Below are 17,451 nucleotides of genomic sequence, written 5' to 3' on the forward strand. Positions count from 1 at the left end.
AAACCGGTGCCGTGCCATGCCTTGATACACATAAGGCACGGCACGGAACCCCCGACCCCATTGATTAAATCGAGTCAGCCATCAAGAATCCGCTGCAACTGGGCGGCCCATGACGCAAGCCAGCTTGAATTCGATTTTCCCAATGCTCATACTCGCTCCGTCACCAGCGCAAGCTGGCAGGAGTCTGGATCCTTTTCGGGGTTGATCCAGCGGCGCAGAAGGGGCGAAGCAAGCTCCACTGCGTGTCGAATGAAGCCGCCTTCGGGCGGCTTTGCTTTTTCCGGGGAATCAACGATTGCCTCTCTACTACCATCCCAAACAAGGCGATGTTCTTCTGTGCGACTTCACTCGGGGCTTTGTAGCGCCCGAAATGCTGAAGATCCGCAAAGTCGTTGTGATCTCGCCGACTGTCACCCACAGCCGAAAACTGTGCACAGTGGTCCCGATTTCCTCCACAGCGCCTGACATCCAGCACGACTGGCACCATTTATTGCGAACCAATCCGCTGCATACCGATGGCTATAAAGCGCTGTGGGTGAAATGCGACATGATCTACACGGTCAGTTTCGAACGACTGGACAAACTGCACAGAAAGACCAGGACCACTGGGCGAGAGTATTTCGTGCCGCGCTTGGGCGCGGAAGATATGCGAGGCGTGATTGACGGTGTGAAGGCCTACCTCCCGCTCTGATACAACCGACAGAAAAAAGCCCCGAGAACCCGGGGCTTTTTTAATCGTCGAAGCAACCGATTGAGTCTGACGGCCTCATGAACCCGTGGCGGGCAGAGTCGGGTCTTTCATCCCGCCGTCATCAAACAGGTTCAGCTTCTGCCGCAGCTCATGGGCCGGCAACGGCTCCTGCTCCGGCGGCAGTGCGTTCGGGTCTGCCGGCACCTCGCCCGGCGCGCCTTCACCCTGGGTCGGTACCGGTGGCGTCGCAGGCGGGTCACCTTCAATTGCACGCTGGGCCTTTTTGGTCAGCACGACGATATCGATGCGTCGGTTGATCGGATTGAACGGATCCTTGGGATCAAACAGCTGCGAGGAAGCAAACCCCACCACCCGTGCCACTTGCGGGTCCGGATAGCTGCCGGCCACCAGTGCACGACGCGCGGCATTGGCCCGGTTGGCCGAGAGCTCCCAGTTGCCGAAGTCGCCCTGGCCTGCATACGGCTTGGCGTCGGTGTGGCCGCTGATGCTGATCTTGTTCGGCACCGCCTTGATGGTGTCGGCCATGGCCAGCAGGATGTCTTCAAAGTACGGCTTCAAGCGTGCACTGCCGGAATCGAACATCGGCCGGTTGGCGGCGTCCGTGATCTGGATGCGCAAGCCATCCGGGGTGATCTCGAAGGAAATCTGGTCCTTGAACTTCAGCAGTTGCGGGTTTTCCTCAACCTTGGTTTGCAGTTCCTGCAGCAGCAATTCCAGGCGTTCCTGCTCGACCTGTTCGGCCATGCTCTCGACGGTGTCGCGCTCGATCGGGATCTTTTCCTGGGGCGAGTCGGTCTTGATTTCCGGGTTGATGGTGCGCTCGGGCGCCAGTTGCGGCGAACCACCGAGGTCGATCACAAAAGGCGTGCCGCTCTCGGAGAAACCGATGGGGTCCTTGAAGTAACCGGCGATGGCGATCTTCTGTTCCGGCGTGGCAGTGGACATCAGCCACAGCACCAGGAAGAACGCCATCATCGCCGTCGCAAAGTCGGCGAAGGCGATTTTCCAGGCGCCGCCATGGTGCCCCGCAGCGAAGCGCTTGACGCGCTTGATGATGATCGGCTGGTTGTTTTCCATGGCTTAGCGACCGCGAACCGCTTGTTCCAGCTCAGCGAAGCTTGGACGGTGCTTCGGATACAGAACCTTGCGCCCGAACTCCACTGCCAACGATGGCGGCATGCCGGAAGCCGAAGCCACCAGGCAGGCCTTGATGGCTTCGTACAGATTCACTTCTTCCTTGGCATCGTGGGCCAGGGACGTGGCCAGCGGGCCGAAGAAACCGTAGGCCGCGAGAATACCGAAGAAGGTACCTACCAGTGCCGCACCTACGTGCATGCCGATGGCTTTCTGGTCGCCTTCACCGAGGGAGGCCATGGTCACCACGATCCCAAGCACCGCGGCAACAATACCGAAACCGGGCATGCCGTCGGCGATGCCGGTCACGGCGTGGGATGGGTGCTCCAGCTCTTCCTTGAGGCTGAACAGTTCCATGTCGAACAGGCCTTCCAGCTCATGGGGCGCCATGTTGCCGGACGACATGATGCGCAGGTAATCACAGATGTAGGCGGTCATGCGCTCGTCTTTGAGCACGGCCGGGTACTTGGCGAAAATCGGGCTCGCCGCGGCGTCCTCGATGTCGCCTTCGATGGCCATCATGCCTTCGCGGCGGCTCTTGTTGAGGATCTCGTAGATCAGCCCCAGCACTTCCAGGTAGAAGGTGTGGGAGAAGCGCGAGCTGAACATGCCCAGCGACTTCTTGATCACGTGCATCGTCATGTAGCCGGGGTTGGCCTGCAGGAATGCGCCGAACGCCGCACCGCCGATAATCAGCACTTCGAAAGGCTGGATCAGCGCCGCAATCTTGCCGTGGGAAAGGACGTATCCGCCGAGCACGCTCGCGATGACGACGATGATGCCGATAATTTTAGCCATAGGGGATGAGTACTTGCGCCGTCGGGTTCAGGGTCATATTCGCAAGAGTTGAAAACTCTTGTTCTACTTATCGGCAAATCTGCGCCAGACTATAGCCCGTTATGGCGAAAAACCAGTTCGGCCCGTCCCGGGCGTGTTGACCGCAAGTGATGATCGCGCCCCAATCATGGCAAATGAAACGACAGTCCCAACTCAAAAACCCGCCACCCTCGCCGCTTGGATAAAGCGCCTGGACGATGTGCTGTTGCCTGTTCCACAGGCGAGCCACGACCGGGTTTGCAAGGCCATCGGCGACAACCGCAGTTCGTTGCGGGATATTGCAGAGCTGATGCAGAACAGCCCGGCGCTGGTGCTGAGCGTGATGCGCGAGGCCAACAACCAGGCCCACGGCAGCCTCGCGGAGCCGGCAGAAAACCTCGAAGTGGCGATCAATCGCCTCGGCCTCAAGCGCACCGAGGAGTTGCTGCGGCGCCTGCCTTCCGTGCCGCTGAATGAGATCCCCGTGGCCCTGCGCCAGCTGCAGATGATCAGCCAGCACGCGTCGCAACAAGCCAGCGGCCTGTTCGCCAGCCGCCTGGCGCGGTTGTGGCAAGACATTCACTGGGGCAGCCTGCTGTTCCTTTCGCCGCTGTGGCCGATGGCGATTGCCTATCCCAAGCTGCTGGAAGAATGGGAGCTGCGGGTGATTCACAAGGGCGAATCGGCCCGTACGGTCGAACAGGAGCTGTTCGGCGTACGCCTGCTGGACCTGTGCCTGGGGTTGACCAACACCTGGCGCCTGCCGATCTGGGTATCCCAGGGTTATACGTTGCTGCTGACCGAACAACGCTTGCTGGTCAAGGCGCTGAGCATTGCCCGTGAAGACGAGCCGTTGCGCCAACAGCAGTTGCTGGATGCCGACCCGAACCTGCGTCGCTGGCTGAACCAGCCGGCCAACACTGTGCTGTTGGCCAACGGCCTGGCGCTGGCGGCGCAGGAGTCCTGGACCTGCCCGCACACCCAGCGCTGGCAATACCTCACTGCGCTTTACCTGCAGCAACCGTTGGCCGAAGTGCAGCAACAGTCCCACCAACACGCGGCGATCAGCGCCCGCAGCACCCTGATGCGCGACCTGTGGCACCCGGCGCTGTCGTTGATCTGGCCATGGGATGTGCAGCGCGTTCACCACGGTTTGCTGCCGGCCCCCCCGCCCACCGCCGAGTCCCTGGCGATCTGGCGCAAGCGCTGCACCGAATTGCTCGTAGAGCCGAGCCGCTTTGCCAATGCCATGCACCTGACCACCTGCGCCAAGGAAGCCCTCGTGGCCTGCGGCATGCAACGGGTGATGCTGCTGATGGCGGACAAAACCTTGAGCACGCTACGTGTGCATCAAGTCGACGGCCTGCCGAAGGACGCCGACCACATGAGCCTCGACGTGGCGCAAAGCACCCTGCTGCAACGCCTGCTGGCCAAGTCCGCCCAGGTGCGCCTCAACCCCGACAACCACGCCCAGTTCTCGGCACTGCTGCCGCCGGAACTGCGCCGCCTGTTCAAGGGCGAACACCTGCTGCTGCGCTCCCTGAGCTGCAATGGCCGGGTGGTGATGCTGATGGTGGCCGACCAGGGCGGCGGGCCGTTCTCGGAAACCACCGTGCAGGCCTTCGGCAAAACCGCCCAATGCATCGAAAAGGCCCTGCACAGCTTTACCAACCGCAGTGCCTGACGCTTGCGCTACAATCGCCCTCCCTTAGCGCCCAATTTTTATGCCCAGGAGACCTCACATGCCTGACTTCTCTGGCTTGCCGCTGGTCATCGAGGCCAGTGACCTGCTCGGTCGCCTCGATGCCGAACACCTGATCCTGGTGGACCTCACCAGCGCTGCGCGTTACGCCGAAGGGCATATCCCCGGCGCACGTTTCGTTGATCCAAAACGCACTCAACTGGGCCAGCCACCAGCGCCGGGCCTGCTGCCGGGCAAGGCCGATCTTGAAAAGCTGTTCGGCGAACTGGGTCACACCCCTGATGCCACTTACGTGGTGTATGACGACGAAGGCGGTGGCTGGGCCGGGCGATTCATCTGGATGCTCGACGTCATCGGCCACAAGAAATACCACTACCTCGACGGCGGCCTGCTGGCGTGGCTGGAAGAGAAACACCCAGTGTCCACCGAGGTACCGGCCAGCGCCGGCGGCCCGGTCAGCCTGACGTTGCATGAAGAACCCACCGCCACCCGCGAATACCTGCAAAGCCGTCTCGGCGCTGCCGACCTCGGCATCTGGGACGCCCGTGGCCCGCTGGAATACTCCGGCGAGAAAGTCCTCGCGGCCAAGGGTGGACACATCCCGGGCGCGGTGAACTTCGAATGGACCGCCGGCATGGACAAGGCACGCCAACTGCGCATCCGCCGCGACATGCCGCAGATCCTCGAAGACCTCGGGCTGACCCGCGACAAAGAAATCATCACCCACTGCCAGACTCACCATCGTTCTGGCTTCACCTACCTGGTGGCCAAGGCGCTCGGTTATCCGCGAGTCAAAGGTTATGCCGGTTCCTGGGGCGAATGGGGCAACCACCCCGACACCCCCGTTGAGATTTAAGGTTTAAGGACAGTTAATGAAAAAGCAGTTGTTCATCCTCAGCCAGTACTTGCTGCCCCACCACCTGCTGTCGCGTCTGGCCGGTTGCATTGCCGAATGCCGCGTGCGCTGGTTCAAGAATGCGTTCACCAGCTGGTTTGCCAAGCGTTATCAAGTGGACATGTCCCAGGCCCTGGTTGAAGACGTGACCGCTTACGAGCACTTCAACGCCTTCTTCACCCGCGCGTTGAAAGACGGTGCACGGCCGCTGGATCAGACCCCAGGCGCGGTGTTGAGCCCGGCCGATGGCGCGGTCAGCCAGTTGGGCCCGATTGAACATGGCCGGGTGTTCCAGGCCAAGGGCCACAGCTTCAGCGTGCTGGAATTGCTGGGCGGCGATGCGGCGGTGGCTGCGCCGTTCATGGGCGGCGATTTCGCCACTGTTTACCTGTCGCCGAAGGACTACCACCGGGTGCATATGCCATTGGCCGGCACCCTGCGGGAAATGGTTTATATCCCTGGCCGAATCTTCTCGGTGAACCAGACCACCGCCGAAAATGTGCCGGAACTGTTTGCGCGTAACGAGCGTGTTGCCTGCATTTTCGACACCGAACGCGGCCCGATGGCCGTGGTTCTGGTTGGCGCGATGATCGTGGCATCGATTGAAACGGTTTGGGCAGGCTTGGTAACGCCGCCAAAACGCGAGCTGAAAACCTTCCGTTATGACGAAGCTGCCCGTGGGCCGATCCACCTGGAAAAAGGTGCGGAACTGGGGCGCTTCAAGCTGGGTTCGACGGCAATCGTGCTGTTTGGGCCGGACCAGGTTCAATGGTCGGAAGCACTGCAGGCGGGGACGCCGGTGCAGATGGGCCAGGGCATGGGTTTGCCGAAAGCCTGACTCAAGGCGATTGAAGATCAAAATGTGGGAGCTGGCTTGCCTGCGATAGCATCGGCGCGGTCCCTCTGAAAGAACGAGGCGCCTGCATCGCGGGCAAGCCCGACTCCCACATTGATCCGGTTCAGACCTTAAGCTTTGTGTCGTTTAAAGTTGACCGTCGCGGTCGCGAAAGCCCAACAGGTACAACACGCCATCCAGCCCTAAAGTCGAAATCGCCTGCTTGGCCGATTGCTTGACCAGCGGCTTGGCCCGGAACGCCACACCCAACCCGGCAATCGCCAGCATCGGCAAGTCATTTGCCCCGTCGCCGACCGCAATGGTCTGCTCCAGACGCAACCCTTCCTTGTGTGCCAATTCCCGCAACAGGTCAGCCTTACGCTGTGCGTCGACAATCGGCTCCACGGCCACACCCGTCACCTTGCCGTCCACCACTTCCAGCTCGTTGGCGAACACATAGTCGATACCCAGCTTGGCCTGCAATTGCTTGGCGAAGTAGGTGAAACCGCCCGACAGGATCGCGGTCTTGTAGCCCAGGCGCTTGAGTTCGGCGAACAGGGTTTCGGCGCCTTCGGTCAGGCGCAGCGAGGCGCCGATGGAGTCCAGTACGCTCACATCCAGGCCCTTGAGCAGCGCCAGGCGCTCCTTGAAGCTGGCACGGAAATCCAGCTCACCGGCCATGGCACGCTCGGTGATTTCCGAGACTTGCTCACCTACACCGGCAGCCTTGGCCAATTCGTCGATGACTTCGGCTTCGATCAGCGTCGAGTCCATGTCGAACACCGCCAGGCGGCGATTGCGGCGGAACAGCGAGTCTTCCTGGAAGGCGATATCGACATTCAGCTCCTGGGCAACGCTCAGGAATTCGGCACGCAGGGCCTGGGGATCTGCCGGCTCACCGCGTACGGAGAACTCAATGCAGCCCTTGCCCTTGTCCGCCGGCGTGTCCAACGGCATACGACCCGACAGACGGTCAATATGGTCGATATTCAAACCGTACTGAGCCGTGATCGAACTGACACGCTGCAGTTGCTCGGCCGTCACCTTGCGAGTCAACAGCGTCACGATGTGGCGTTTTTTGCCCTGGCCGGCCACCCAGCTCTGGTAATCCTCTTCGGACACCGGGGTGAAACGCACCTGCTGATCGAGCTTATACGCCGTAAACAGGATGTCCTTGAGCACGGACGAGGCCTGCTCGGTGCTGGGAATTTCCACCAGGATGCCGAACGACAGCGTGTCGTGAATCACCGCCTGGCCGATGTCGAGAATGTTCACACCACCCTGGGCCAGAACACCGGTAATGGCTGCAGTGAGACCCGGACGGTCCTCACCTGTGATGTTAATCAGGACAATTTCGCGCAAAGCGCACCCCCGAGCTGGAAAAAAACCGCATTCTACCCACTTTCAGTGACCATCGGGCACAGCCAGCGCTTTGCCGGTCTTGGGCCTGTCGCTATACTGCGCGTCAACTTCACGGACTAAAGAGCCGAGCTTAAGTGAACCGGCCCACGCCAGTAAAAACCGATAACTTCTTCCTGCTGATCTTCCGGGCACTGCGCCACCGCCGTGTACCGATCGCATTACGCATCGCCAGCCATAACGTGATCCTGGTCGCCCTGGCCCTGGTCATCTACGCCTGCGTGATGGGTTTGCAGTTCAAGCAGGCCATGCACGAGCAAGCCGACGCTTTGGGCGAGAGCCTGACCACCCAGACCGCCACCTCGGCGACTGAGTTGTTGGTGTCCAACGACATCCTCAGCCTCAACGTGCTGCTCAACAACCTGACCAAGAACCCGCTGGTGGCCCACGCCGCTATCTATAGCGTGGACAACCGGATCATGGCCGAAGCCGGGCAACGCCCGAAAAACGGCCTGCTGGGTGAAGCCGAAGGCCTGTACCAGAGCAATATCACGTTTCAGGACGTGAAGGCCGGCCAACTGCGCATCAGCCTGGACATGCAACAGTTCCAGCAGCCGATGACCATCAGCCTGCAAAGCATGGGTATCTTGAGTGCGATCCTGCTGGCACTGTCCCTGGCCTTGAGCCTGCGCCTGGGCCGGCATATCTCCACGCCACTGATGCAACTGCGCATCTGGCTGCGGGATATCGATGAACACACCCCGGCCACCGACCGCCAGGACGAAATCGGCGACCTCGCCCGCCAACTGCACACCAGCTTCGCGCCGGAGCCCGTAGTGCCCGAGGTTGAACCCGAGCCCGAGTTCGACGACACCGACTACGAAGACGACGAGCCCGAGTTTGAAGTGCGCAACCTGCGGGACCCGAGCTTCGACGAGTCTGCGCCGGTAGCGGCCCAAAAGCCGGCGACCCGTCATGTGATCAAGGCAGAAGAAGACGAACTGGACGAAGAAGACCCGTTCGCCGATCTTCGCGATACTTCAGTGCCAACCGCTCCTGCTGTGCAGCCTGCTCCGGTGCGCAGCACCCAGCCCCAGCACAGCGCCGTATTGGCCGTGCAACTGGGCGCACAGGATCAACTGCGTCGCTTGCCGCGGGCACGCCTGACCGAGCTGCTGGAACGTTATCGTGACTGCCTCGACCAGGCGGCCTCGCTGTATCAGAGCGAACTGCACACCCTGAACGACGGCAGCACCTTGATGCTGTTCCACAGCGAAGACAGCGGCGAAGACTACCTGACCAACGCCATCTGCTGCGGTGAACTGCTGCGGGCCCTGGGCCATGCGCTGCAAATCGAAGTGGCCGACAGCGGCATCACCCTGCAACTGCAATTGGGCCTGACGGTGGGCGACGATCTGTATGGCATGAGCCAGATCGATCTGCTCCTGACCGAGATTGCCCAGGATGCGCTGGCCTTGTCGCAACACAGCCGCAACCTGCTGCTGGTGGAACGCAAGATCAGTGACGACGTGCTGATTCGCCAGCGTGCGCGGATCCGCCCGATTGCCAGCCCTGAAGGTGCGTGCTGTGTGGAGCGGTTGATGGAGCCTTACCCGTCGATGCTGGAGCGCCAGCTGGCGCGGATGCATGAGACGCGGGCGAAGAACTAAAGAACAACGCAAATCAATGTGGGAGCGGGCTTGCTCGCGAAAGCGGCCTGTCAGTCAGCCTATGTATCGACTGATCCGCCGCCTTCGCGAGCAAGCCCGCTCCCACATTAGATCTGCGTACCGCTCAAATCCCGCACAAACAAAAGGCCCGCTCATCAGCGGGCCTTTTTGTTGGTCTGTATTCAGGTCAGAACCTGAACACTTCCATATCGGTGCGAATCGGCACGGCCATCGGCATCTTCGGCTTCTCCGGTGCCGCAGCCTTGGGCTGCGCCGGGGCTTGTTTGCGTGGCGCTTCTGCCACCGCTGGCTGATTGGCCAATGGCTTGAGGGCCACCGACAGCTGGTCAGCCAAACGTTGCAGCAACACACCCTGGGCCTGGACCTGGGACGCGGTGCTGCCGCTGTGCTCTTCCTGCAAGTGCACGATGCGGTTATCCCGCACCTGGCCACGACGGTCGATCAGGCGCCATTGCGCGTCGAGGATAGCGGGCTGCGAAACGCCCGAGTCCAGTCGCGTAATGGTCAGCAGCACCTGTACGTCCGGGGCAAAACCCAACGGCGCCGGCGCCAATACCACACGCTGGCTGTCCAGGTGGCCAGCCACCTGGCGCAACATCAACTGATTGATGTCGGACGAAAGGCTACCGGCCCAGCGGCCATCGGTGGAACCTTGCAGGCTGCCGTCGTTCTGACGTTGCAGCAGGGTTTCACGTTGCAGATAGTCGGCCACCACAACAGGGCCAAGCAATACAGCCATGCCGGCACTTTGTGCAGGCTGAGCCGGACTTCCACTGTCCAGCTGATACAGCGACACCGGTTGGTGTGTGCTGCAACCCGCCAGGCCCAAAAGGCCAGCGAGCAACAAAAATAAAGGAAGGCGCGGAGCAGTCATCATCCCATCCAGGTGGCTGCCACAAGGCGAACCACAATGTAATACTCAAAAATAACCTGTACGCGCTCAGCCACGCCGGCGCTGGAAAGGCCATATCATCCGTGAATATGCGCCATGACTCCAGCGCGAAAGCGTCGATCTACGGGTTAAATCGTAGATCGGGCGCTCTATATCGCCTTAAACGGGCGTTTCCACCAGTAAAGCGTCCACTCGCTGGAAGCCGCGCGGCAGTTTATTGCCACGACGACCCCGCTCACCCTTGTAGTGCTCGAGGTCGTCAGGGCGCAGTGACAACGTGCGCTTGCCGGCCTGCAACACCAGGGTCGAGCCTTCCGCGATCACGGCGATGTCGGTCACGTACTCTTCGCGACTGGCCACCCGCTCCCCGGGAATACCAATGATCTTGTTGCCCTTGCCTTTGCCCAACTGCGGCAAATCGCTGATCTTGAACACCAGCAGGCGCCCTTCGGTGGTCACCGACGCCAGCCAGTTGCCTTCACGGTCTTCCACCGGACGCGGCAGGATCACCTTGGCGTTGTTCGGCAGGCTCAACAACGCCTTGCCCGCCTTGTTCTTGGCCTGCAGGTCTTCACCCTTGACCACGAACCCATAGCCCGCATCGGAAGCGATGACGTACAACGAGTCATCGTCCGGCAGCAGCACGCACTCAAAATTCGCACCCGGCGGCGGTGTCAGGCGCCCGGTCAACGGCTCGCCCTGCCCCCGCGCCGATGGCAAGGTGTGCGCCGGCACCGAGTAACTGCGACCGGTGGAGTCGATAAACACCGCAAACTGGTTGGAACGCCCCGCCGCCGCGGTTTTGAAACCGTCGCCAGCCTTGTAAGACAGGCCGGTGGCGTCAATATCATGCCCTTTGGCTGAGCGAACCCAACCCTTTTCCGACAGAACGACGGTAATTTTCTCGTTGGGCAGCAGCTCGGTTTCGGTCAGGGCCTTGGCTTCGGCGCGCTCGACAATCGGCGAGCGGCGGTCGTCGCCATAGGTTTCGGCGTCCTTGATCAGCTCGGTGCGCACCAGCTTCTTCAGCTTGGCCTCGCTGCCCAGCAGGGCCTGGAGCTTGGCTTGTTCCTTGAGCAGCGCGTCCTGTTCGTCCCGCAGCTTCATCTCTTCCAGTCGCGCCAACTGACGCAGACGGGTGTCGAGGATGTAGTCGGCCTGGATTTCGCTGAGTTCGAAGCGCGCGATCAGCTCGGCCTTCGGGTGCTCGGCGGTACGGATGATATGGATCACTTCATCCAGGTTGAGGTAAGCGATCAGCAAGCCGTCCAACAGGTGCAGGCGGCGTTCGACCTTGTCCAGGCGGAATTGCAGGCGGCGACGCACGGTCTGCACCCGGAATTCCAGCCATTCCACCAGCAAAGCCCGCAGGTTCTTCAACTGCGGCTTGCCGTCCAGGCCAATGATGTTGATGTTGACCCGATAGCTGGACTCCAGCTCGGTGCTGGCGAACAGATGCTGCATCAGCACTTCATGGTCGACCCGGCTGTTGGTCGGGATGATCACGATGCGGCACGGGTTTTCGTGGTCGGACTCGTCACGCAGGTCGGCGACTTGCGGCAGCTTCGACGGCTTGGCCTGCATCAGCGCGGCAATCTGCTCCAGCACCTTGGCCCCGGATACCTGATGCGGCAGCGCGGTGACGATGATGTCGCCGTCTTCGATGTGGTACACGGCGCGCATGCGCACCGAGCCTTTACCGGTCTGGTAGATTTTCAGCAGGTCGGCGCGAGGCGTGATGATTTCTGCTTCGGTCGGGTAATCCGGGCCCTGGATATGCTCGCAGAGCTGTTCGACCGTAGCCTTCGGCTCATCCAGCAGGCGCACGCAGGCGCTGGCCACTTCCCGCAGGTTGTGGGGCGGTACGTCAGTGGCCATGCCCACGGCGATACCCGTGGTGCCATTGAGCAGGATATTCGGCAAACGTGCCGGCAACACCAGCGGCTCGTCGAGGGTGCCGTCAAAGTTCGGGCCCCAGTTGGCCGTGCCCTGGCCCAGTTCGCTGAGCAGCACTTCCGAATATCGCGACAGACGCGCTTCGGTGTAACGCATGGCGGCGAAGGACTTCGGATCATCCGGCGCACCCCAGTTACCCTGGCCGTCCACCAGCGTGTAGCGGTAGCTGAACGGCTGGGCCATCAGCACCATGGCTTCGTAGCACGCCGAGTCGCCGTGAGGGTGGAATTTACCGAGCACGTCACCGACGGTACGCGCCGACTTCTTGTGCTTGGAGTCAGCGTCCAGGCCCAACTCACTCATCGCATAGATAATGCGCCGCTGTACGGGCTTCAGGCCGTCGCCGATATGCGGCAAGGCACGGTCCATGATCACGTACATGGAGTAGTTGAGGTAGGCATTTTCGGTGAAGTCAGCCAGCGACCGGCGTTCAACGCCATCTAAGCTGTCTGCAAGGATGTCACTCATGCGGGCCTCATCATTGTTTGGTCTGGCGCAGCAGCAAAGTGCCGCTGCGCTGGGTAAATTCAAGTTGTTTCAATGCACTCATGCCCAGCAATACCTGTTCATCGCCCAAACCCGGTACCACGATGGCGCGCACGTCCCGAAGGACGATATCGCCCAGTTGCAGGCGGCCCAACTCGGTCCGAAAGCCCTGGGTTCGCCCGTTGGCCGTACTCACGCCAACCGGCATGCCGCGTTCAAGCCCGAGACGGTCGGCCAATTCAGCCGGAACCGCCACGTCGGTGGCCCCGGTGTCGAGCATGAACTGCACCGGCTTGCCGTTGATCTGGCCAGTGGCGACAAAATGCCCTTGGCCGTTGCCCAGCAGTTTTACTTCGATATAACCCTCGTGCTGCTCCGAGGTCACCACGGCATTGGGGTTTTCCTGTCGCGCTTCCCACTGCCCAAAAAATCGTGTCGCCAAAAACAGGCCGGCGCCCCACGCGACGAACATCAACACACGCCCGGCGCGCTTGCCGGGTGGTTGCGCACTCATGGCTTGGCGCTCCAGCCACCCGCAGGGGCGGCGAAACGATAGACCACCGGCCGCTTTTCGCCATCGGCGCGGGCGCCGAAGTTGTTGTCGATGCCGATCCAGGCACCGTCAGCGTCCACCACCAAGGCTTCGGCCAATCCATAGGCCTGGGCATAACGCCGATTCGGCGTCAGCGCTTCATCGGCAAACGACCAGCACAACTCCACCTGGGCCGTGACCGCATCCCGGCGACACACCTGAAACGCATTGCGCTCCAGGGTAAACAGCTTGCCATTGAACAGCGCCAGGTCGGCAAAGTCCTTGGACACCGCCTTGGCGCCCGGAAACTGCGCCGGCTGCATCTCCTGGCCGGCCTCGCTCAGCAATACACAAGGGCCGTCACAATCCCAGAGGGTTTGCGGGCGCTTGATGGAGATCAACCCGCGCCGCTCACGCTCTGCTGCGAGCCAGATTTGATTGCCTTCCGGGTTCACCACGATGCCTTCAAACAGCGCGTTGAAGTGCAGCAACATGCCACTGGCCCGAGCTTCGCGAACCATGCCCGGGGCGATCTTCAGCCACTCCGTTTCACCGTGTTCTGAGGAGAAAGGCACCCTGAGAACCGCCGCGTGGGCTTCGCTGACAATGTAACGGTTACCCGCCGCATCGCAGCTGATGCCTTCAAAATCCAGATCACCACCACGAATCAACGCAGCTGCCCTGGTGCGTGAGCGCAGGCCAAAGGGCAAACCCGACGCCGGCACCGGCGGCACATCAATCCCGTATGTCTCTGCTTTCCAGACGTCACCGGCGGTATCGAGCCGGTAGATCTGGTCGTCATCGCGATCGGAGACTGTCCACAATTCGCTACCGCATAAGGCCAGGCCCGACAGGTTACCGCCGCGCATGCCTTCCACCGGGTGTTCCGACAACAGCTTCAGCTCAGCCACGGGCGCTGCGACCACCGAGGTGGCCGCCAACCCGCTCAACAACAGTATCGCCAGGGCGAAACCGCTGCGCATCAGCCCAGAACCTCGGCCAGGTTGCCCTTGGACTCCAGCCAGTTCTTGCGATCCGGCGCGCGTTTCTTCGCCAGCAACATGTCCATCATTTCCGAGGTGGCGGCGAAATCTTCCAGGGTCAACTGCACCAGGCGCCGAGTGTTCGGGTCCATGGTGGTTTCCCGCAGCTGCGGCGGGTTCATCTCACCCAGGCCCTTGAATCGGGTGACCTGTGGCTTGCCGCGTTTCTTCTCGGCCACCAGGCGGTCGAGAATGCCATCGCGCTCGGCTTCGTCCAGGGCGTAGAAAATCTCTTTGCCCAGGTCGATGCGGTACAGCGGCGGCATGGCGACATAGACGTGACCGGCATCCACCAATGGGCGGAAGTGCTGGACGAACAGTGCACAGAGCAAGGTCGCAATGTGCAAGCCGTCGGAGTCGGCGTCGGCGAGGATGCAGATCTTGCCGTAGCGCAGCTGACTCATGTCCGCCGCGCCCGGGTCGACACCGATGGCCACGGCAATGTTGTGCACTTCCTGGCTGGCCAGTACTTCGCTGCCATCGACTTCCCAGGTGTTTAGGATCTTGCCCCGCAGGGGCAGGATCGCCTGGAATTCCTTGTCCCGCGCTTGCTTGGCGGAACCGCCGGCAGAATCACCTTCCACCAGGAACAGCTCGGAGCGCATCGGGTCTTGCCCGGCGCAGTCCGCCAGCTTGCCAGGCAGTGCCGGCCCCTGGGTAATGCGCTTGCGTTCGACTTTCTTGCTGGCCTTCAGGCGACGGCCGGCGTTGTTGATCGCCAACTCCGCCAGGGCCAGGCCCAATTCAGGGTGTTCGTTGAGCCACAGGCTGAAGGCATCCTTGACCACCCCGGAGACAAACGCCGCTGCCTCACGGGACGACAGGCGCTCCTTGGTCTGGCCGGAGAATTGCGGCTCCTGCATTTTCATCGACAGGACGAACGCGATCCGCTCCCAGACGTCTTCCGGCGCCAGCTTCACGCCGCGCGGCAGCAGGCTGCGGTATTCGCAGAATTCGCGCATGGCATCCAGCAGGCCCTGGCGCAAACCGTTGACGTGGGTACCGCCCTGGGCCGTCGGGATCAGGTTGACGTAGCTTTCCTGGACGCTGTCGCCACCTTCCGGCAGCCACAACAAGGCCCAGTCCACGGCTTCTTTATTACCCGCCAGGCTGCCGCAGAACGGCTCGTTCGGCAGGCGCTCGAATTCGCTGACAGAGTCTTCCAGGTAGGAACGCAGGCCGTCTTCGTAATGCCACTCGACCTTTTCGCCGGTGCCTTTGTCTTCAAAGCTGACCAGCAGGCCCGGGCACAGCACAGCCTTGGCCTTGAGCACATGCTTGAGGCGGCTGATGGAGAATTTGGGTGAATCGAAGTATTTCGGGTCCGGCGCGAAGTACACGCTGGTGCCGGTGTTGCGCTTGCCGACGGTGCCGATCACTTCCAGGTCGGTGGCCTTGTAGCCATCGGCGAAAGTCATCTGATACTCGTTGCCGTCGCGCTTGACCTTGACCCGTACGTGGTTCGACAGGGCGTTGACCACGGAAATACCCACACCGTGCAAGCCACCGGAGAACTGGTAGTTCTTGTTGGAGAACTTGCCGCCGGCGTGCAGCTTGGTGAGGATCAGCTCGACGCCCGACACACCCTCTTCCGGGTGAATGTCCACCGGCATGCCACGACCGTCGTCGGACACTTCCAGGGAATGGTCGGCGTGAAGGATGACTTGTACCGACTTGGCGTGCCCGGCCAAGGCTTCGTCGACGCTGTTGTCGATGACTTCCTGGGCAAGGTGGTTCGGCCGACTGGTGTCGGTGTACATGCCGGGGCGTTTGCGCACCGGGTCGAGGCCCGAGAGGACTTCGATGGCGTCGGCGTTATAAGAGCTAGCGCTGGGAGTGGCCATGGGGTCTCGTCGTGAGTCGTTCGATTAAAAAGTAACCTGCGGTTTCACAATGCGGTGAAATCGAAGGATTGGTACTGATCGGAGCCTATGCCGGCAAAACTCAACAGCGCCGGTAACTGTTGGGCGAAGCCCTGGTAACCGTGATCGCCACCGGCCTGGATGCGCAAGGCACAGGCCCGGTAATACTGCTGGGCGAGGCGATAATCCAGTGTTTCATCGCCGGTCTGCAACCACACCTGATAACGCTGGGCGTCCTGGGGCGCCGGCACTTCCAGCTCGGCCAGGGCCGCGACGTGGTCGTGGGTCAGCTCCCAGGTCTCATCGGTGTAGAGGTTCTTCTGGGTGCCCAGGTAACCGTCGAACATCCGATGAGGGCTGACTGCCGGGTTGACCAGCAAGGCGTTGAGGCCATGGCGTTCGGCAAGATGGGTTGCATAGTAGCCGCCGAGTGAGCTGCCTACCAGCAGTGGCCTTCCGAGGTCACGGATAGCCGCCTCCAACTGGGGGATCGCCTGGCGGGGGTGGTGATGCAGGGCCGGCACGCGCAGTTGGTCGGCCAGACCGAGGCTGTCCATCACGGTGATCAACTGGCTGGCCTTGTTGGAGGCTGGTGCGCTGTTGAAACCGTGGATATACAAGATCGATGCGGACATTCCGGGTCCTCTGTGGGTCTGCCAAAGAGGCGCAGTTTACAGGGAAATCTCAGTAGCCGTTGCTACCGTAATCCACCTGAAACGCGAAGCCCTGCACCCGCTCCACACCGGTTTCCAACCGCCCGTCGGCATGCAACCGCAGCCAGCGATACCCGGGTGCCTGCTCACTCACGCTGAAATCCTCACTCCCGGGAGCGAACTGAATACAGGTAGAAGGCGAAGCCAACAAACGCACCCCATTGCGCTCCCGGTCAATTTCCTGATGCACATGCCCCCAAAGCACCGCCCGCACCTGCGGAAACCGATCCAGCACCGCAAACAACGCCTCAGGATTGCGCAAACCGATGGGCTCCATCCAAGCGCACCCAATCGACACCGGATGATGGTGAAAACACACCAGATGATGCCGAGCCGGCGCCTCACTCAACGATTGCGCCAACAGTTGCAGTTGCTGGTCCTGCAAATACCCCGGCACCGAGCCCGGCACCGCCGAGTCCAGCAGGGTAATCCGCCAGTTACCCACATCCACCACCGGTTCCAGCAACGCACTGTTGATCGCCGCTTGCAGCATCACCTGCGGCTCATCGTGATTCCCCGGGATCCAGCGCGCCGGCGCCTGAATCTGCCGCGTCATGTCACGAAACGCCTGATACGACTCCAGCGTACCGTCCTGGGACAAATCCCCGGTGGCCAGCACCAGATCAATCTGCGGCTGCTGCACCAGCACCGTGTCGATCACCCGTTGCAGGCTCTCGCGGGTATTCATGCCCAGCAGGCCGCCGTCCGCCTCGGCAAACAGGTGACTGTCGGACAACTGCACCAGCAACGCCGAAGCGTCAGGGTTCAAGGTGGATACGCTCGGCAAGGCGTTCTCCCAGGGCGTGATCACAGGAATGGACAT

Annotated in this window: 15 protein-coding genes; 5 read left to right on the forward strand and 10 right to left on the reverse strand. The window is 61.4% G+C overall.

What is annotated here, in order from left to right; translation table 11 throughout:
- Positions 1-295: 295 nt before the first annotated feature.
- A complete protein-coding gene (locus HX801_RS18685; protein ID WP_102370214.1) occupies positions 296-691 on the forward strand; it encodes a type II toxin-antitoxin system PemK/MazF family toxin in 396 nt (131 codons plus the stop codon).
- 75 nt (positions 692-766) lie between these two features.
- Here HX801_RS18685 and motB read toward each other — a convergent pair whose 3' ends face one another.
- Both motB and motA read right to left on the reverse strand, forming a co-directional pair.
- Entirely contained in the window at positions 767-1,789 is a 1,023-nt protein-coding gene (gene motB / locus HX801_RS18690) for a flagellar motor protein MotB (RefSeq protein WP_102367976.1), read from the reverse strand.
- A 3-nt stretch (positions 1,790-1,792) separates the two neighbouring features.
- The gene (gene motA / locus HX801_RS18695; protein WP_003217532.1) at positions 1,793-2,644 is read right to left on the reverse strand and encodes a flagellar motor stator protein MotA; all 852 of its coding nucleotides are present in this window, start codon (positions 2,642-2,644) and stop codon (positions 1,793-1,795) included.
- 166 nt (positions 2,645-2,810) lie between these two features.
- Between motA and HX801_RS18700 the strand changes: the two genes are divergently transcribed.
- The 3 genes from HX801_RS18700 to asd are packed head-to-tail and all read left to right on the forward strand — an operon-like array spanning position 2,811 to position 6,097.
- Complete coding sequence (locus HX801_RS18700; protein ID WP_003217533.1) at positions 2,811-4,346, forward strand: HDOD domain-containing protein; 1,536 nt, start codon at positions 2,811-2,813, stop codon at positions 4,344-4,346.
- Positions 4,347-4,404: 58 nt separating this feature from the next.
- Positions 4,405-5,220 carry a rhodanese-like domain-containing protein gene (locus HX801_RS18705; RefSeq protein WP_102367974.1) on the forward strand — a complete coding sequence of 272 codons (816 nt, stop codon included), beginning with the start codon at positions 4,405-4,407 and terminating at the stop codon, positions 5,218-5,220.
- 16 nt (positions 5,221-5,236) lie between these two features.
- Positions 5,237-6,097, forward strand: coding sequence for an archaetidylserine decarboxylase (asd, locus tag HX801_RS18710; RefSeq protein WP_003217535.1), 861 nt, complete (start codon positions 5,237-5,239; stop codon positions 6,095-6,097).
- Between the two features lie 144 nt (positions 6,098-6,241).
- Here the strand turns inward: asd and serB are convergent, their stop codons facing one another.
- Positions 6,242-7,456 (reverse strand): phosphoserine phosphatase SerB, encoded by a 1,215-nt coding sequence (serB, locus tag HX801_RS18715; RefSeq protein ID WP_003217536.1) that lies wholly within the window; start codon positions 7,454-7,456, stop codon positions 6,242-6,244.
- Between the two features lie 134 nt (positions 7,457-7,590).
- Here serB and HX801_RS18720 point away from each other — a divergent pair, with 134 nt between their 5' ends.
- Positions 7,591-9,123, forward strand: a complete 1,533-nt coding sequence (locus HX801_RS18720; protein WP_008439111.1) for an AhpA/YtjB family protein — start codon at positions 7,591-7,593, stop codon at positions 9,121-9,123.
- Positions 9,124-9,310: 187 nt separating this feature from the next.
- Here the strand turns inward: HX801_RS18720 and HX801_RS18725 are convergent, their stop codons facing one another.
- From HX801_RS18725 to cpdA, 7 genes are all read right to left on the reverse strand, one after another.
- Positions 9,311-10,018, reverse strand: a complete 708-nt coding sequence (locus HX801_RS18725; RefSeq protein ID WP_003217538.1) for a membrane integrity-associated transporter subunit PqiC — start codon at positions 10,016-10,018, stop codon at positions 9,311-9,313.
- A gap of 177 nt (positions 10,019-10,195) precedes the next feature.
- Positions 10,196-12,460, reverse strand: a complete 2,265-nt coding sequence (gene parC / locus HX801_RS18730; protein ID WP_177022499.1) for a DNA topoisomerase IV subunit A — start codon at positions 12,458-12,460, stop codon at positions 10,196-10,198.
- Between the two features lie 10 nt (positions 12,461-12,470).
- The gene (locus HX801_RS18735) at positions 12,471-12,992 is read right to left on the reverse strand and encodes a TIGR02281 family clan AA aspartic protease (RefSeq protein WP_008439113.1); all 522 of its coding nucleotides are present in this window, start codon (positions 12,990-12,992) and stop codon (positions 12,471-12,473) included.
- On the reverse strand, positions 12,989-13,993 hold the full coding sequence (locus HX801_RS18740) for an esterase-like activity of phytase family protein (RefSeq protein WP_177022500.1): 1,005 nt from the start codon (positions 13,991-13,993) through the stop codon (positions 12,989-12,991). Before HX801_RS18740 ends, HX801_RS18735 begins: the two co-directional genes overlap by 4 nt.
- Entirely contained in the window at positions 13,993-15,897 is a 1,905-nt protein-coding gene (gene parE, locus HX801_RS18745) for a DNA topoisomerase IV subunit B (RefSeq protein WP_003209518.1), read from the reverse strand. The genes HX801_RS18740 and parE overlap by 1 nt, the downstream gene beginning before the upstream one ends.
- A gap of 44 nt (positions 15,898-15,941) precedes the next feature.
- Positions 15,942-16,550 carry a YqiA/YcfP family alpha/beta fold hydrolase gene (locus HX801_RS18750; RefSeq protein ID WP_003209516.1) on the reverse strand — a complete coding sequence of 203 codons (609 nt, stop codon included), beginning with the start codon at positions 16,548-16,550 and terminating at the stop codon, positions 15,942-15,944.
- 49 nt (positions 16,551-16,599) lie between these two features.
- Positions 16,600-17,415 carry a 3',5'-cyclic-AMP phosphodiesterase gene (gene cpdA / locus HX801_RS18755; RefSeq protein ID WP_177022537.1) on the reverse strand — a complete coding sequence of 272 codons (816 nt, stop codon included), beginning with the start codon at positions 17,413-17,415 and terminating at the stop codon, positions 16,600-16,602.
- Between the last annotated feature and the right edge of the window lie 36 nt (positions 17,416-17,451).

The sequence above is a fragment of the Pseudomonas sp. G1002 genome (assembly GCF_013385455.1).
Lineage (GTDB): Bacteria > Pseudomonadota > Gammaproteobacteria > Pseudomonadales > Pseudomonadaceae > Aquipseudomonas.

Bases quoted from the DNA above. Each gene is read 5' to 3' on its own strand.
- motB (WP_102367976.1), bottom strand. From the start codon at position 1,789: ATGGAAAACAACCAGCCGATCATCATCAAGCGCGTCAAGCGCTTCGCT.
- motA (WP_003217532.1), bottom strand. From the start codon at position 2,644: ATGGCTAAAATTATCGGCATCATCGTCGTCATCGCGAGCGTGCTCGGC.
- HX801_RS18700 (WP_003217533.1), top strand. From the start codon at position 2,811: ATGGCAAATGAAACGACAGTCCCAACTCAAAAACCCGCCACCCTCGCC.
- HX801_RS18705 (WP_102367974.1), top strand. From the start codon at position 4,405: ATGCCTGACTTCTCTGGCTTGCCGCTGGTCATCGAGGCCAGTGACCTG.
- asd (WP_003217535.1), top strand. From the start codon at position 5,237: ATGAAAAAGCAGTTGTTCATCCTCAGCCAGTACTTGCTGCCCCACCAC.
- HX801_RS18725 (WP_003217538.1), bottom strand. From the start codon at position 10,018: ATGACTGCTCCGCGCCTTCCTTTATTTTTGTTGCTCGCTGGCCTTTTG.
- parC (WP_177022499.1), bottom strand. From the start codon at position 12,460: ATGAGTGACATCCTTGCAGACAGCTTAGATGGCGTTGAACGCCGGTCG.
- HX801_RS18735 (WP_008439113.1), bottom strand. From the start codon at position 12,992: ATGAGTGCGCAACCACCCGGCAAGCGCGCCGGGCGTGTGTTGATGTTC.
- HX801_RS18740 (WP_177022500.1), bottom strand. From the start codon at position 13,993: ATGCGCAGCGGTTTCGCCCTGGCGATACTGTTGTTGAGCGGGTTGGCG.
- parE (WP_003209518.1), bottom strand. From the start codon at position 15,897: ATGGCCACTCCCAGCGCTAGCTCTTATAACGCCGACGCCATCGAAGTC.
- HX801_RS18750 (WP_003209516.1), bottom strand. From the start codon at position 16,550: ATGTCCGCATCGATCTTGTATATCCACGGTTTCAACAGCGCACCAGCC.